General features: G+C 66.6%; 13 protein-coding genes and 1 pseudogene. 3 read left to right on the forward strand and 11 right to left on the reverse strand.

The window, feature by feature from the left end; all coding sequences use genetic code 11:
• Nucleotides 1-29: 29 nt before the first annotated feature.
• The 3 genes and pseudogenes from ACW176_RS00255 to ACW176_RS00265 form a co-directional block, all read right to left on the reverse strand.
• Nucleotides 30-824: a glutaminyl-peptide cyclotransferase gene (locus tag ACW176_RS00255; RefSeq protein ID WP_492110424.1), complete on the reverse strand. Its 795-nt coding sequence runs from the start codon at nucleotides 822-824 to the stop codon at nucleotides 30-32.
• Nucleotides 825-1,655 (reverse strand): serine O-acetyltransferase, encoded by an 831-nt coding sequence (cysE, locus tag ACW176_RS00260; RefSeq protein WP_492110425.1) that lies wholly within the window; start codon nucleotides 1,653-1,655, stop codon nucleotides 825-827.
• A gap of 91 nt (nucleotides 1,656-1,746) precedes the next feature.
• Nucleotides 1,747-2,425 (reverse strand): annotated as a pseudogene (locus ACW176_RS00265) (NUDIX domain-containing protein).
• Nucleotides 2,426-2,429: 4 nt separating this feature from the next.
• Here ACW176_RS00265 and ACW176_RS00270 point away from each other — a divergent pair.
• Nucleotides 2,430-3,047, forward strand: a complete 618-nt coding sequence (locus tag ACW176_RS00270; RefSeq protein WP_492110426.1) for a nitroreductase family protein — start codon at nucleotides 2,430-2,432, stop codon at nucleotides 3,045-3,047.
• A gap of 150 nt (nucleotides 3,048-3,197) precedes the next feature.
• Here ACW176_RS00270 and queF read toward each other — a convergent pair whose 3' ends face one another.
• Entirely contained in the window at nucleotides 3,198-3,653 is a 456-nt protein-coding gene (gene queF / locus ACW176_RS00275) for a preQ(1) synthase (protein ID WP_419317971.1), read from the reverse strand.
• Nucleotides 3,654-3,721: 68 nt separating this feature from the next.
• On the opposite strand from queF, the gene ACW176_RS00280 reads away from it, so the two are divergent.
• Together ACW176_RS00280 and ACW176_RS00285 are read left to right on the forward strand one after the other, a co-directional pair.
• Nucleotides 3,722-4,549 (forward strand): SDR family NAD(P)-dependent oxidoreductase, encoded by an 828-nt coding sequence (locus tag ACW176_RS00280; protein ID WP_419317973.1) that lies wholly within the window; start codon nucleotides 3,722-3,724, stop codon nucleotides 4,547-4,549.
• A 266-nt stretch (nucleotides 4,550-4,815) separates the two neighbouring features.
• On the forward strand, nucleotides 4,816-5,508 hold the full coding sequence (locus ACW176_RS00285) for a TorF family putative porin (protein WP_419317975.1): 693 nt from the start codon (nucleotides 4,816-4,818) through the stop codon (nucleotides 5,506-5,508).
• A gap of 89 nt (nucleotides 5,509-5,597) precedes the next feature.
• On the opposite strand, the gene ACW176_RS00290 is transcribed toward ACW176_RS00285, so the two are convergent.
• From ACW176_RS00290 to ACW176_RS00320, 7 genes are all read right to left on the reverse strand, one after another.
• Nucleotides 5,598-6,245: a cysteine hydrolase family protein gene (locus ACW176_RS00290; RefSeq protein WP_492110427.1), complete on the reverse strand. Its 648-nt coding sequence runs from the start codon at nucleotides 6,243-6,245 to the stop codon at nucleotides 5,598-5,600.
• Complete coding sequence (locus ACW176_RS00295) at nucleotides 6,242-7,306, reverse strand: LLM class flavin-dependent oxidoreductase (protein WP_492110428.1); 1,065 nt, start codon at nucleotides 7,304-7,306, stop codon at nucleotides 6,242-6,244. The genes ACW176_RS00290 and ACW176_RS00295 overlap by 4 nt, the downstream gene beginning before the upstream one ends.
• Nucleotides 7,307-7,364: 58 nt before the next feature.
• Entirely contained in the window at nucleotides 7,365-8,687 is a 1,323-nt protein-coding gene (locus ACW176_RS00300) for an MFS transporter (RefSeq protein WP_492110429.1), read from the reverse strand.
• Entirely contained in the window at nucleotides 8,657-11,047 is a 2,391-nt protein-coding gene (locus ACW176_RS00305) for a TonB-dependent siderophore receptor (protein ID WP_492110430.1), read from the reverse strand. The genes ACW176_RS00300 and ACW176_RS00305 overlap by 31 nt, the downstream gene beginning before the upstream one ends.
• 179 nt (nucleotides 11,048-11,226) lie before the next feature.
• Complete coding sequence (locus ACW176_RS00310; RefSeq protein WP_492110431.1) at nucleotides 11,227-11,955, reverse strand: GntR family transcriptional regulator; 729 nt, start codon at nucleotides 11,953-11,955, stop codon at nucleotides 11,227-11,229.
• Nucleotides 11,956-12,194: 239 nt separating this feature from the next.
• Nucleotides 12,195-13,766 carry a trypsin-like peptidase domain-containing protein gene (locus tag ACW176_RS00315; RefSeq protein ID WP_492110432.1) on the reverse strand — a complete coding sequence of 524 codons (1,572 nt, stop codon included), beginning with the start codon at nucleotides 13,764-13,766 and terminating at the stop codon, nucleotides 12,195-12,197.
• Between the two features lie 134 nt (nucleotides 13,767-13,900).
• Complete coding sequence (locus tag ACW176_RS00320) at nucleotides 13,901-14,401, reverse strand: cytochrome c-type biogenesis protein (RefSeq protein WP_492110433.1); 501 nt, start codon at nucleotides 14,399-14,401, stop codon at nucleotides 13,901-13,903.
• Nucleotide 14,402: the final 1 nt, after the last annotated feature.

The following is a 14,402-nucleotide window of genomic DNA, read 5'->3' on the forward strand; positions in this document are numbered from 1 at the left end:
TTCGGCCAAGGCCGGTGACTCGGTCGCTTCTAATGCGGCGAACCAGCCTTCGGCGTCAGCTTGATCTCGAACAACCTGGGCCAAAGTTTCCCGGTGACGAACAGCCGGTCGGCCGCCGGGTCATAGGCGATGCCGTTCAGCACATCGACCTGCCGGCCGGCCCGATCGGCCTCGCCCAGCAGGCCCGCCAGATCAATCCACCCCGTCACACGGCCGGTCGCGGGATCGATGCGGGCGATGCGGTCGGTCTGCCAGATATTGGCCAGCACCTCGCCCCTCACCCATTCCAGCTCGTTCAAGTTATCCACAGGCCTACCGTCGTCCATGACCTGGATACGGCCGGTTTCTTTCAGCGTCTCGGGATCGAGGAATCGCAGGAATGCGGTGCCGTCGCTCATGATGATCCGCGTTTCGTCACGGGTCAGGGCCCAGCCCTCGCCGGGATAGGAGAACTCGCCAATCCGTTCGAAACTGCCCAGGTCGAAGACGAAGCCCATCTCGCCCTGCCAGGTCAGCGAAATCAGCCGGTCCTTCCAGTCAACGATCCCCTCGCCAAAATAGCGGCTGTCGATCAGGCGCTCCTGCTCGGGCACGCCGGTTTCCAGCGTCACCTTGCGGACCGAGGACCGGCCATGCAGGCCGGTGCTTTCGTACAGAAAGCCGTCACGCCACAGCAGGCCCTGGGTGAAGGCGCCCGGATCGTGCGGATAGGTTTTTACGACCTCATAGCCGTATCGAAGCGGTGCGCCAGCCCAGGCCGACCCAGCGGTACAGACGGCCAGCAGAGTCGCGAGACCCAGATTTTTGAGCGGGCCGGACCGCACTCAGATCACGTAGTCGTAGACGGCCTCGGACAGGGTCTGGTCCATCGACTTGGCGGGCTCTTCGCAGGTCGGGCAGTTGACGATGCGGGCCGGAACGCCGGCGGCCGTGCAGTGCGGCGGCACGGGCTTGAGCACCACCGAACCCGAGGCAACCTTGGCATAGTCGCCGACCGTAATGTTTCCCAGCACCTTGGCGCCGGCGCCCAGCAGCACGCCGCGACCGATCTTGGGGTGGCGGTCGCCGCGATCAGCGCCCGTGCCGCCAAGGGTGACCCCATGCAGCATCGAGACGTCGTCGCCGACCACCGCCGTCTCGCCGATGACAATGCCGGTGCCGTGGTCGATGAACACGCCCTGGCCGATACGGGCGGCGGGATTGATATCGACCTGGAAGACCTCGCTGGACCGGCTCTGCAGATAGAAGGCCAGGGTCTCGCGGCCCTCGCTCCACAGCCAGTGCGACACGCGGTGAGTCTGCAGGGCCAGGAAGCCCTTGAAGAACAGGAACGGCTGGACATAGCCCTTGCAGGCCGGATCGCGTTCGAACACGGCCTTCAGGTCGGCCTCGGCGGCGGTGACCAGGGCCGGGTCAGAATTGAAGGCTTCGGCGGCGAACTCGCGCGCCGTCATGGCCCGCATTTCCTGGTCGCCCAGCTTGCGCGCCAGCTGGAAGGTCAGGGCGTCGGCCAGATTGTCGTGGCTGAGGATCACGGCATTGAGCAGCGAGGCCAGGGCCGGCTCGGCCTTGGCGGCGTGTTCGGCCTGGTTGCGCAGCGCCGCCCAGACGGGGACGGACGACTGGTCGGTTACGACTTCCAGATGCTTGGCCACCGGGCTCTCCCTCTGCCTGCTGGGACTAGAGCATCCTTTTTGAAGACGCACCAGTCCTGTTGGGAAAGGCCCTGCCTTCGCCCTCTCGCACCTATTGTAGCACGAGACGGGCGAGATCGCTCGGAAGCTCTCCCCTGACCGCCATATGGTGCACCCTGAGCAGCAGCGCCACCGTCAGCGAGTCCGGCATGTGCCCGGCCACCGCCGCGTCCAGCGCCTCGGCGAAGGGCACGCGCGCCACGGCGAGGTCTTCGGTCTCGTCCGGCGCGGTCGGCGTAGGCGTCAGGTCCATGGCCAGAAAGCCGTGGCAGATCTCGTCGGTGACCGAGTTGGAGAGCTCCATCCGCAGGATCGGGCGCCAGTCGGCGGCCTGCAGCCCAACCTCCTCGGCCAGTTCGCGCTTGGCGCCCTCCAAAGGATCCTCGTCCAGCGGCGCGCCGCCCTCTGGCAGCTCCCAGCTGTAGTTGGCCAGCGAGAAGCGGTTCTGGCCGACCAGGGTCACCGTGCCGTCCTCGTGCAGGGGCACCACGCCGATCGCCTGGTTCTTGAACCCGACCTTGCCATACAGCGCCGGCCGGCCCGTCGGGGCGATGGCCTGGTATTCGGTCAGGGTGATCCATGGATTGTCGTAAACCAGCTTACTGCTGCTGACGCCCCAGGGCTTTCCGTGCGGCTTCAACCACGAAGGTTTGTCGGACATCGAAGGCTCGCGACTTGTGGCGGCCGGTTCGCGGCCATAGGTGTCTGCTCCTACAATGCTTCGTGGAGATCGTCTTGACCGGTTCCGTTCCCACCGCGCCGGCGTTTGGCGAAATCCTGCCGATCGAGACCTCGCCAGAGGTGCTGGCTTTCCTGGCGCGACGCCGGTCGGCCTCGGCCATGACCCTGACGGCGCCGGGCCCTGACGACGTCGAGCTGGCCGACCTGCTGCGGCTGGCGGCCCGCGTGCCCGACCATGGCAAGCTGTCGCCCTGGCGGTTCGTGATCCTGCGCGGCCCAGCCAAGGATGTCTTTGCCGAAAGGATCACGGCGCTCGCCAGCGACCAGGCCAATCCGGTCAAGGCCAACGCCGCCCTGCGCAAGCTGACCCGCCCGCCGGTCTGCGTGGCTGTGATCTCGCGTTACATCCCCGGTGAAATCCCCGAATGGGAGCAGCGCCAGAGCGCCTCGGCGGTATGCATGCAGATGCTGCTGGCCGCAGCCGCCATGGGCTGGGGCGCCAACTGGATCACCGACTGGTATTCCTATGATCCGCGCGCGCTGGCGATCCTGGGCGTCGCCGAGGGCGAAAAGGTCGCCGGCTTTCTCTATCTGGGCACGTCAAGCGAGCAGCCCCAGGAACGGGTCCGGCCAGATGTGGCGGCGATTACCAGCGAATGGACGCCTGGCTAGCGCCAAAGCCTCGTCCCGCGCGTTCGGCGCGGCCGATGCCGACCATGAACAGACAGTTGGGAAGGACAGGCCCGGCGCAGGCCGCGCATGCGCTCAGCCCCCTGCGCAGGAAGGTTCGCGCTAACCGTCGTCGACGCCCGACAGCCTGGATCAGCCCCGGCCGCGATAGGGCGCGACACCCTGATCGGGAACCCACAGGCCTTCCGGCGCCGGGCCGGTCTGCCAGAACACGTCGATCGGAATGCCGCCACGCGGATACCAGTAGCCGCCGATGCGCAGCCAGCGCGGCTGGGCGATCTCGACGATCTTGCGGGCGACCTTGACCGTGCAGTCCTCGTGGAACGAGCCATGATTGCGGAAGCTGGTCAGATAGAGCTTCAGCGACTTGCTCTCGATCAGCCAGTCGCCCGGCGCATAGTCGATGACCAGATGCGCGAAATCGGGCTGGGCGGTGACCGGGCACAGCGAGGTAAACTCCGGGGCCACGAAGCGCGCCAGATAGAGCACGTCGGACTGCGGATTGGGCACGCGCTCGAGAACCGCGGCCTCGGGACTGGCGGGCGCGTCGACCATCTGGCCGAGCTGGGTGACGTTGAGGTCTGTCATCGCCGGGATTTAGGCTCGTCCAGCGCCCGAGACAAGCGGGTGTCCGGTCGCTACAAAAGTCCAAACACATGTTCGAACGTGGGAGGACCATCATGATGGGACGGGATTTCGAAGGCTTCACGGTTGTGGTCACCGGCGCCTCGACGGGCCTTGGCCGGGCCATTGCGGTGGAAACCGCCCGGCGCGGCGCCGGCCTGATCGTCGTCAACTTCGCCAGCAACGCGCAGGACGCCGAGGAAACCGCACGGCTCATTGAGGCCGAAGGCGCCAAGGCCGTGCTGGCCCAGGGCGACGTTTCGCAGGACGCCGACTGCCGCAGGATTGTGGAGGCCGCCGCCGCGAGCGGCCGGATCGATGCGCTGTTCAACAACGCCGGCATGACCAAGTTCGCGCCCAACCACGCCGATCTCGACGCGGTCGACGCCGAAGACTTCCTGCGGCTCTACAGCGTCAATGTGGTCGGCGCCTTCCAGATGGTTCGCGCCGCCCGGTCACTGCTCGAGGCTGCGCCGCAGCCCGGCGCCGTGGTCAATACTTCGTCCATCGCAGGCGTGGTCGGCAACGGCTCTTCGGTGCCCTACGCCGCCTCGAAAGGCGCGATGACCACCATGACCCTGTCGCTGGCCAGGGCCCTGGCGCCCAGCATCCGCGTCAACGCCATCTGCCCCGGCTTCATCGATACGCCCTGGTTTGGCAAGGCGATGGACGCCGACAGGGTGGATCGCCTGCGGGCCGGCGCGGCGGCCGCGACCCCGCTCAAGGTCGCCTCAACGGCCGAGGATGTGGCCGGAGCGGCGGTCTTCCTCGCCTCTCCCGCTTCGCGTCACGTGACCGGCGAGACCCTGCTGGTGGACGCCGGCCTGCATCTGGGCGGCGCGAGTCTTTCAATGCGATAGAGACCAGCGATGCGTGAAAGACACGGGTAAAGGTCAATCAAGCCTTAACCCGGCATCGTGGCTTAGGCCGTTCATTCTGAAGCAAATTCGTCACACTGAGTTCAAACTTTAGTCGAATACCGCCGTTCGTGCTGGCGCTTTGCCCACTGCGATTGCAACTACATGACGGTCGGCGACTAATGAGTCGTCGACACAGTGCGCTTGCAGGCGCCGTCGAACTCGGAGCCAGCCTCCGAGAGGCGACACAAAGAAGGGGATAGACCACCATGAACATCATGAAGATCGCGCTGGCTTCGGCCGCAGCTACCGTTGCTCTCAGCGGCGCCGCCATGGCGCAAGACTCGCTGAAGCTGTCCTACAACGTTGGCGTCGCCAGCGACTACGTCTTCCGCGGCGTGAGCAACACCCAGGAAGATCCGCAAATCTTCGGAGGCGTCGACGCCACTTACGGCATTGGCTATGCGGGCGTCTGGGCCTCGAACGTCGACTTCGGCGTCGAAGACCCTTCGGCAGAAATCGATATCTATGCCGGCGTGAAGCCTGTCGTGGGCGACACCAACCTGGACCTGGGCCTCGTCTACTACGGCTATTCCAAGGACAAGGGCATCCCCGGTTCGTTCAGCTACCTTGAACTGAAGGCCGCCGCCTCGCGCAGCTTTGGCCCCGCGACCCTCGGCGTCGTGGCGTTTTACTCGCCGGAATTCCCGGCCGACACCGGCCGCGCGTTCTACTACGAAGTGAACGGTTCGCTTCCGGTTTCTGAAAAGATCTCGGTCAGCGCCGCCCTCGGTCACCAGGAGATCAAGCTCGCTGGCGACTACAACACCTGGAACATCGGCGCGACCTACGCCATCACCAGCAACCTCGGCCTCGACCTGCGCTATCACGACACCGACGAGCACGGCTACGGCGCCATCTACGACTCGCGCGTCGCCGTGAGCCTGAAGGCCGCGTTCTAAGAATAACGTCTCGCGTCATTGACGCAGAACGGAGCCGCCCCGGTCACCCGGGGCGGCTTTTTCTTTACTTTGGGCTGACCGTCCGCGCCTTACGGCCGGAGCCCCCGGCCCCAGACGTCCACCACCGCATCGACATCGGTCAGGATGGCGAAATTCAGACCCATGACCTTCAGCGCCGCCTCATGCACGTCGGCCTCGTAAGCGGCGCAGGCGTCGGCCGGCACGAAGACGTGGAAGTCCTGATGAAAGGCGTCCCGGGCCGTGCAGTCGATGCAGCACTCGGTGGTCAGCCCGCACAGGATCAGGGTGTCTATGCCCCGCGCCCGCAGCCTGTCGCCAAGGCCCGTGCCGGCAAAGGCGCTGTAGCGGATCTTCTCAAGCACCAGTTCGCCCGCGACGGGCTTGGGGCCATAGAAGTCAGAGCCGACCCGCCCTGCCCGGCACAGGTCGCTTTCAACATCTGGATCACCGCCCCGCCGCGCCATCCGCTCGCGCCACATCGGCGAGTCTGTTCCAGGCGTGGTCGACAGGCCCACGAAGATCACCGGAACGGCCGCCGCTCTCGCCGCCTCGGCCAGGCGTTCAGCGCAGGCCAGGGCCGGCCCCACGGTCGAAAGATCGACGCCCATGCGGCCGATCACGCCTTCCGGCGCCGCGAAATCGACCTGCATGTCGACGATCAGCAGGGCCGTACGGCCCGGCGCGATCCAGTCTGGCTGGAGGCGGACCTGGGTCATGCGAAGCGCCGCCGCAGCCCCGGCAGGATCTCGGCGCCGAACATGGTCAGGCCTGCGACATAGTCGGGGAAGATCAGCATCAGGCCGTCCAGTTCGCAATCGGCGACAAAGGCCTCGATCTTCGCGCCGCAGGTCGCCGGAGAACCGATCACGGTCTCGGTCATGAACGCTCCTTGCCTGAGGGCCGCAGCATCCAGCTTTTCAGCGGGCGCGCCCCAGCTTCGCAACATGGTTCGCACGGCGCCCAGATCAACCCCGTCGGCATAGGATTGAGCCAGGGCCTGCGCGGCCTCGTCGGTGTCGGCGTGGACGACCGTGCACATGGCGTAGGTTCGGATCGACTTGCCCAGCGTCTGCGCCATCGCCTTGGCGCGCCGGCTGGCGTCGCGGCGATCAGCGGTGGTGGCCCCGCCGATAAAGCAGGCGTCCGCCTCGGCCACGGCAAAGGCAAAGCCGCGCGCCGAACTGCCCGCGCAGATCAGGTCCGGGCGAGGCCGCGACAGGGGCTTGGGCTCAGACTGGCAATCATCGAGATTGAAGAAGCGGCCATGGTGCGTGACACGCTCCTCGCTCCACAGCCGCTTGACCACATGGGTCCATTCCTCGGCCAGGGCGTAGCGGTCGTCGTGATCCAGCGCCTCATCCCAGGCGCTCATCTGGGCGAATTCCTCGCGATAGGCGCCGGCGACGATATTGAGCCCAGCGCGGCCGCCGCTGATGTGGTCCAGAGTGGCGATCATCTTGGCCGCCACGGCCGGGTTCTGCAGCAGCGGATGCAGGGTCGCCCAGATCTTTACCCGTTTGGTGGCCTCGGCCAGGCCCGCCATCAGAGTCACCGATTCCAGCACCGTGCCCCAGTGATCGGTTGCGCCGCCGAAGCCCCGGAACTTGGCCATCGACATGATGAAGTCGAGACCGATCTCGTCGGCCAGCACAGCAGCGGCGCGGTTCTGTGGGTACAGGCCATCGATGCGCGGCGTCGTCCCGGAGACGATCCAGCCGCCATTGGCCACCGGCAGGAAGACGCCGAAATCCTTGTGATGGGGAGAAGACGCGCTCATCCCTTTTCGTAGCACGCGGTCGGCGGGCGAAAACTGCCGATCTTCATCCCTCCCCGGTTCAGTCGGGGACGTCGACCATGTCGGCGGGCGGAACGGGGGGGCGCATGAACAGCGCGGCCACGAAGACCACGGCGATCACGGCCGCAAACAGCTGGAAGGTCGGCGCGAAACCGCCCAGCCGGTCACGCATCGCGCCGGCGATGAACGGACCCGCCGCCGAAACGGCCCCGACCAGGCAGGTCAGGGAAAAGAGCTCCAGGTTGCTGCGCCGGCCATAATAGTTGAGCAGCAGCACCGTCACGGCCAGGACGGTCAGGCCAAAGCCGACCCCCGTGCCGACGGCGTAGAGCAGCATCAGCGGCACGGTGGTCGCCGAGGCCAGGGCCAGCAGGCCCGCCACCAGCATCGCCTGCGCCCCGACCAGCAGCCATTTGGGATCGATGCTGTCGCCAATGAGGCCGCCACCCAGCCGGGCCACGGTCTGCATCAGTGATTCCAGGCTCAGCATCTTGGCCCCGATGGCGGCCGCCGCTGCGGCGGCCATGCCGGCCGCGACGCCGATCTCGCCGATATGGCTGACCGACACGCTGGCCACCGTCACGCCGGTCAGTAGATGGGTGAAATAGGCCGCGACCAGCACATAGAATTGCGGTGTGCGCAGCGCCGCCTGGACGGTCCACTCGTGCGAGGTGCGATGGATCCTGGCGTTGGCGGGGGCTTCTCGGGCTTCCTGCTCCACCTCGACATCGACGTCATGAGCGGCCTGCGCCAGCCACTTCGAACCGCCGACCATCGCGGCGCAGAGCACCCCCACGACGCAGGCCAGAACCGCCTGAACCAGCCAGTACAGTCGCCAGTCATTGTCGGTGCCGCCCATGATCGCCAGGGCCATCCACGGGCCGGCGACGCCGCCCAGCGAGCCGAAGGTGAAATAGATCCCGAACGGCAGGGCGCGCTTGCGATACAGCGCCGACAGCACGTGGGTGCCGGGGATCAGCGCCGCCATCTGGAAGCCGATCCCGCACAGGGCCGCGCCGACATAGTAGCGGGCGATGCTCTCCGACCCCGCGAAGCCCAGCAGACCGGCGCTCAGCACCGCCGAACCCAGCAGCAGGGTCCCTCGCACACCGATCTTGCGGATCAGGATGGCCGGCAGCCAGGACGAGGCGCCGGTGAACAGGCCCAGCACCGAAAAGCCCAGAAACGCCTTCTCGAAACTCCAGCCCAGCTCACCGATCATCGCAGGCAGAACCACACCCAGCGACCCATAGGTCGAGGCGGTGATCAGGAAGAGCAGCAGACTGAACCCCGCCAGCAGCGAGAGGCGGCGAATGTTCGTTGGAGCCAAGATCAAAACGTCCGCTTGAGGGTCACACGCCATTCGCGACCCTTGCCGGGCAGCGCGCCCAGATTGGCATAGGTATCGGCGTCAGGGGTGAAATAGAACGTGTCGAACAGATTATCGATGTTGAGCTGAGCCGTATAAGGCCCGCGCGTCACATAGGCCGAGCCGTTGACCACCGAATAGGCGGGATAGCGGACAGCGTTCTGCACCGTCCCTGCGGTTCGGCTCACGTGGCTGACCCCCAGGGTCGCGCCGGCCTGGCCCCAGTCATAGCCCTTGCTGGTATAGGCGCCGTACAGGCTGACCACCGACTTGGGGATCAGGGTATAGGCATAGTCACCGCCCCGCCCTTGAAGACTCGCGAAGCTCCAGACCACATAGGACCCGCCATAGGCGCTCGGTCCCGCCACCCCCGCCGTATAGGCCGGGATGTACTGGAACGAGGCGTCCGGTCCCTTGATCGTGGTCCGCTGACTGTTGCCGGTGAAGGTGAAGCTGAGTTGCTCGCTGGCCAGCCAGCGAACCTCAAGCTCGACGCCCCTGGCGCGCGTGCCCAGCACGGTCGGCGGCGAGCTGTTGGTCAGCTGGGTGCGGTTCTGGCGATAGGCGGCCAGCGAGCCCACCAGCGTGCCGTTCAGCAGCTGGAACTTCACGCCCGTCTCGGCGAGATCCGAGCTCGACAGCCATGACCCATCGGCCACCAGCGACGGCGCGATATCGCCCGCCTGGCTCATCTCCAGGGCCGAGGCCTTGGCGTAGCTGACATAGGGCATCAGGCCGAACGGGGCCTTGTAGGTCAGGCTGGCGTTATAGGTCGCCTTGTTGCGGTCATCCGCTTGCCGGCCGGCGATCGTGTAGCTGAGGAAGCCGGTGTCCTGGCTCTCGACCTCGTAGTGATCATGGCGACCGCCGACGATCAGGTTCCAGCGCCCGGCCTCGATATCGGAGGTGAAGAACAGGCCCGACTGGGTCCAGTCCGACCGATTGTCGTTCTCCCAGCGCAGGCCGATACCGCCGGGCTCATCGGTGAACGGGCTGTCGATGGTGTCGGTCGGCGTGAACCCGAAGGCGATGTCGCGGCGATCCAGGGCGATCAGGCCGCTATTGAAGCTCTCCCGGCGCCGCCCCTCGAACTGGCGATATGAGGCGCCGACAAGGGTGCGCGCGCTGACTGCGCCGACTGTCGTGGGAAGCGCCAGGGTGACGCGGGCCTCCGAGACCCTGGCGTCGATGGCCGAAGGGTAGCCGTAGGAGACGAAGCGCTCATTGTCCTGGCGGTCGTGGAACAGCTGCAGCTTCAGCGTCCTGTCGCCGCCCAGGTCCTTGGCCAGGTCGAAATAGAGCGTGCCGGTGGTGGTCTTCGAGAAGTCGGCCGGGCTGATATAGACCGTGCGGCGGTTCAGCTTGGTCGTGCCGACGCCGGTGTCCAGGGTGTGGGCCGGGTCGCTGCTCGCGAAGCCGTAATACGGAATGTAGAGCGCGCTGGCATAGGGATAGAAGCCGACCTCGTTGGGTGTGAGGCGGCCATTGCCATCGGCGTCGACCAGGCTGGTGTCGCGGCCAGTGATATAGGTGCGGTTGTCGATCAGGTCCTGGGTCAGGCGGTTCCAGCCGGGCGTCTGGACGTCGCCGTCCGAGTGGAAACCCATGCCGCCAAAGGCCGTGCTCCAGCCGTTGCCCAGGTCAAAATCGGCCGACAGTTCGATCAGCTGCCGACGTGGATAGATGCCCCGGTAGTAGCTGTGGCTGTCCTCGACCTCGCCATAGACATAGACCCCGCCCTGCGCCGCGCCCAGGCTGACCGGCGCGCCGAACTGGCCGGTGACGAGCTTCTTGTTGTAGCTGCCGAAGGTGGCGGTGACCTGCCCCTCGGGCTCAGCCAGGAAACGCCCCTCGTCGCGCGCCGACTTGGGGATGAAGTTGACCAGCCCGCCGACCTTGCCGGCCCCATAGACCGGCGTGGGCGGACCGCGCAGCACCTCGATCCGCGCCGCGCCGCCGATCGGCGTGGAATAGGTGCCGCGGTTCTCGACCCGCTTGAAGCCGCGGAAATAGTTCTCGGCCAGGGTGCCGCGGATGTTCAGCGCGCCGGGCACGCCGTAGAAACTGGCGGTATGGGTCCCGGGTGAAACGGCGCTGACGCCGTCCAGGGTCTCGATACCGAAGCGCTCGAGGGTCAGGTCGCTGACCAGGCTGGCCGAACGCGGCGTCTCGATCAGCGGCTTGTCGATGCCGAACACCGTATCGGACGGCTGCTTTTCCAGCAGACCCGCCTTGTCGCGCGCCAGGACCAGAACGGCGTCGACCTGGTCGGCGACCTGGGTTTCCGCATAGGCCCCGGTGGCGACCAGCATGGTGAAGGCGGTGACCGAGAGCAGCAGGCGTCGAAACGACATGACAGGAAACCCCAACCTCGCCCGGCGGGATGAGGAACCAGACGACGACGTCCACCATCTGGTGGATGACCCAGGGTTGGTCAAAATGCCTTCTGACATTTCAGTTAAGATTATGAGGCCAGTGTGGCGCTATAGCCTCACAATTCGAACCCGAGCTTGTTCCGGGTCAATGCGACCGATCAGGCCTCGACCGACGGGCGTTGCACCGCCTCGGGCGTGACGTTCAACACGCGCATCATCGCCGCCCGCGCGCCCTCGACATCGCCGCTGGCGATCACCCGGGCCACGTCGCGGTGCTGTTCAATGTCGGCCAGCAGTTCGGCCTCGGTCGCGCCGTTGAACGAGAACACCCAGAAGCGGGCGGCCTTGTGCTGCAGGGGGATCAGGATGCGGGCCAGGGACAGGTTCTGACTGGCCCGGGCCACAGCGGCGTGGAAGCGCTGGTCCATGGCCACCAGCAGGGGCAGGTCACGATTGGCGGCGGCCTCTTCCCCGCCCTCGAAGGCGTCGAAGATCGCCTGGGCTTCGGCCTTGGAGGCATGGCGAGCGGCCAGGCCCGCGCAGTGCGGCTCGATCAGGGCCCGGGCCTCATAGCCCTGGCGCAGTTCGACCAGATCCAGGGGCGCCACAAGCGTGCCGGAGCGGGCGCGCCGAATAACCAGACCTTCCAAGGCGAGCCGGCCAAGGGCGTCGCGCACGCCGGCCAGGCCGGCCTCGTAACGCGCCGCCAGCGACTGCTCGTCCAGCCGCGCGCCTGGAGCCAGTTCGCCCAGGATCAGGTCCAGCAGGATCCGCTCATAGACCTTGGCCTTCTGCAGATCGGGCGACCAGTCCTCCAGTCCAGACGAAGAACAGACGTCAAGCACCAGCAACCGCGACCGGGCGTCCTTGGCAGGAAGAGAAGACACCGGTGAGGCTCCGTCAGGGTTGAGCCCTGATAGGTAGGCTGAAATGTCAGAGCGCGCCAGAGGCCGTCAGATGCTCACCCTTCAGGGCGCCCGCTGCAAAGGTAGCTGATGGAGAGATGCTGCTGCGGCGCTTGGTAATTCCCAAGCCCCCTTCATTGTCGTCCCGGGACCCGTTCCCGGGACGACAATGCATTTGAACCTCAAGCTCCATCCCGCGAGGGGAGAAGAGCGGGGCCCGTCTAGGGTGCGATCTTCAGCGGCACGAAGACCGGGCGGCCCTGGCGGACCACCTTGGCCAGCACGCTGGTGCGGCCGCCCTTCTGGGCCGCCGAGATCGCCTCAGCCACTTCGCCGGTGGAGTTGACCGCCACGCCATTGACGCTGGACAGGACGTCGCCCTTCACAAGGCCCTTCTCGCCCGCGTCGGAGTCGGCCTTGACGCCGGCGATCAGCACACCGCGCACTTCGGGCGCGATCTTGTAGGTCGCGCGCGCCGTCGTATCCAGCGGGGCCAGGGTCAGGCCCAGGGCCTCGAACTTCTGGCTCTGGGGCTTGTCGGGCGAGGCTGGCGCGCCGCCGTCCTCCTTGTCGTTGTCATTGGCGCCCAGGGCGTCCTCGGCCGGGCGAACGCCGGACTTGACCTCGACCGTGCGGGGCTTGCCGCCGCGCAGGATCGACAGGCGGATGGAATCGCCCGGCTTGGCCTTGGCCACTTCGCGGGTCAGTTCCGAGCCGCTCTTGACGTTGACGCCATTGACGGCGGTGACGATGTCTTCCGGCATCAGGCCGGCCTTGGCGGCCGGCGCGCCTGCAACCAGCTCGGCGATGATGGCGCCCTTCACGTCGGGCATGCCCTGGGCCTCGGCCATCTCCGTGGAGAAGTCCTGGATGTTGGCGCCGATATAGCCGCGCACGACCTTGCCGTTGGCGATCAGTTGCTTGGCGGTCGCCTCGGCCACGTCGGCCGGGATCGCAAAGCCGATGCCGACCGAGCCGCCCGTCGGCGAGAAGATCGCCGTGTTGACGCCGATCACGCGGCCGAAGATGTCGAAGCTGGGACCGCCCGAATTGCCCCGGTTGATCGGCGCGTCGATCTGGATGTAGTCGACGAAGCGCGAGGAGCTGTCGCCCAGGTCGCGGTTATAGGCCGAGATGATGCCGGCCGTGGCGGTGCCGCCCAGGCCGAACGGGTTGCCGATGGTGATGACCCAGTCGCCGACGCGCGGCTTGGCCTGGTTCTCGAAATCGACATAGGGGAAGGCCGCGCCCTTGGCCTTGGGGTCGGTGACCCGGATCACCGCCAGGTCGGTGCCTTCGTCGCGGCCGACCACGGTGGCCTTCAGCTGGCGGCCGTCCTTCATGACGACATTGATCTCGTCCGCGTCGGCGACGACGTGGTTGTTGGTGACGATATAGCCGTCGGCCGAGATGAAGAAGCCCGAGCCCGAGGACTGCTGCTTGGGCGCGGCGGGGGTGTCGTCTTCGCCTTCAGCGCCCGGCTTCTGACCGCGCGGCACGATGTCGAAGCCTTCAAGACCCGGGATGCGCAGGCCGCGCGAGGGGCTGGCCTTGGAGGTCACGTCAATCTGGACGACGGCCGGGGAAACCCGCTCGAAGATGTCGGCGAAAGACATCGGGGCCCCGGGCGGGGGCGCGAAGGACGGGGCGGCGACCGTCGAGACACGGATCGCGGCGGGAGCCTCGGCCGCACCGGCCGTACCCATCCGCATGCCCATGCCCGCCAGAGCGGCGGCGGCGACGCCCGCGCCGGCAACGGCGCCCACAATGAAACCCGACTTCCTAGCGGTCATCTCTTGTCTTTCCTCACCCACGGCGCAAAGCGCCGGGACCTGTTCGCCCTCGACGCCCGGCGCCGAAAACGTGCTTCGCAGAAGAACCTAGTCGTGATGGCGTAACGCGCAATGGTTCTCGAATTATCTTTGCGTCACGCCCGAGATGCTTCTTGCGGGGTCTTTTCGGCGCAATCGTGGCCTTTGTCTTCAAGCAGGGCCGCAAGCCGCGCTTCCTCATCGGAAGACAGGCCGTCGGCCTCGTCCGGCTCGACGGCGCCGTCTTCGCGCCGCCGACGCAGAAGCGTCGCCATCAGCCCGCCGCCGACAACCAGAATCCCCAGGGGAGCCAGCCATAGCGCGAGGTTGCCCGGCGAAAACGGCGGCTTGAGCAGAACAAACTCGCCATAGCGCGCCACCAGAAACGCGCGGACCTCGCGATCGCTGCGGCCTTTGGCGATCTCCTGCCGGACGACGCCCCGCAGGTCGGCGGCGAGGTCGGCCTGGGAATCGTCGATCGACTCGTTCTGGCAGACCAGGCAGCGCACCTCGCGGAACAGCACCCGGGCGCGAGCCTCCTGCGCCGGATCGGGCAGGCGCTCACTGGGTTCGGATGCGGCGGCCATGCAGGCGATCGCGGCCAGGGCGACAATCACG

The sequence above is a fragment of the Caulobacter sp. FV1ye13L genome, from assembly GCF_058681155.1.

What these genes read in the sequence shown, in the direction of transcription:
- queF (WP_419317971.1), bottom strand. Translation starts at nt 3,653, where the DNA reads ATGACAGACCTCAACGTCACCCAGCTCGGCCAGATGGTCGACGCGCCC.
- ACW176_RS00280 (WP_419317973.1), top strand. Translation starts at nt 3,722, where the DNA reads ATGTTCGAACGTGGGAGGACCATCATGATGGGACGGGATTTCGAAGGC.
- ACW176_RS00285 (WP_419317975.1), top strand. Translation starts at nt 4,816, where the DNA reads ATGAACATCATGAAGATCGCGCTGGCTTCGGCCGCAGCTACCGTTGCT.
- ACW176_RS00290 (WP_492110427.1), bottom strand. Translation starts at nt 6,245, where the DNA reads ATGACCCAGGTCCGCCTCCAGCCAGACTGGATCGCGCCGGGCCGTACG.
- ACW176_RS00295 (WP_492110428.1), bottom strand. Translation starts at nt 7,306, where the DNA reads ATGAGCGCGTCTTCTCCCCATCACAAGGATTTCGGCGTCTTCCTGCCG.
- ACW176_RS00300 (WP_492110429.1), bottom strand. Translation starts at nt 8,687, where the DNA reads ATGGCGTGTGACCCTCAAGCGGACGTTTTGATCTTGGCTCCAACGAAC.
- ACW176_RS00305 (WP_492110430.1), bottom strand. Translation starts at nt 11,047, where the DNA reads ATGTCGTTTCGACGCCTGCTGCTCTCGGTCACCGCCTTCACCATGCTG.
- ACW176_RS00315 (WP_492110432.1), bottom strand. Translation starts at nt 13,766, where the DNA reads ATGACCGCTAGGAAGTCGGGTTTCATTGTGGGCGCCGTTGCCGGCGCG.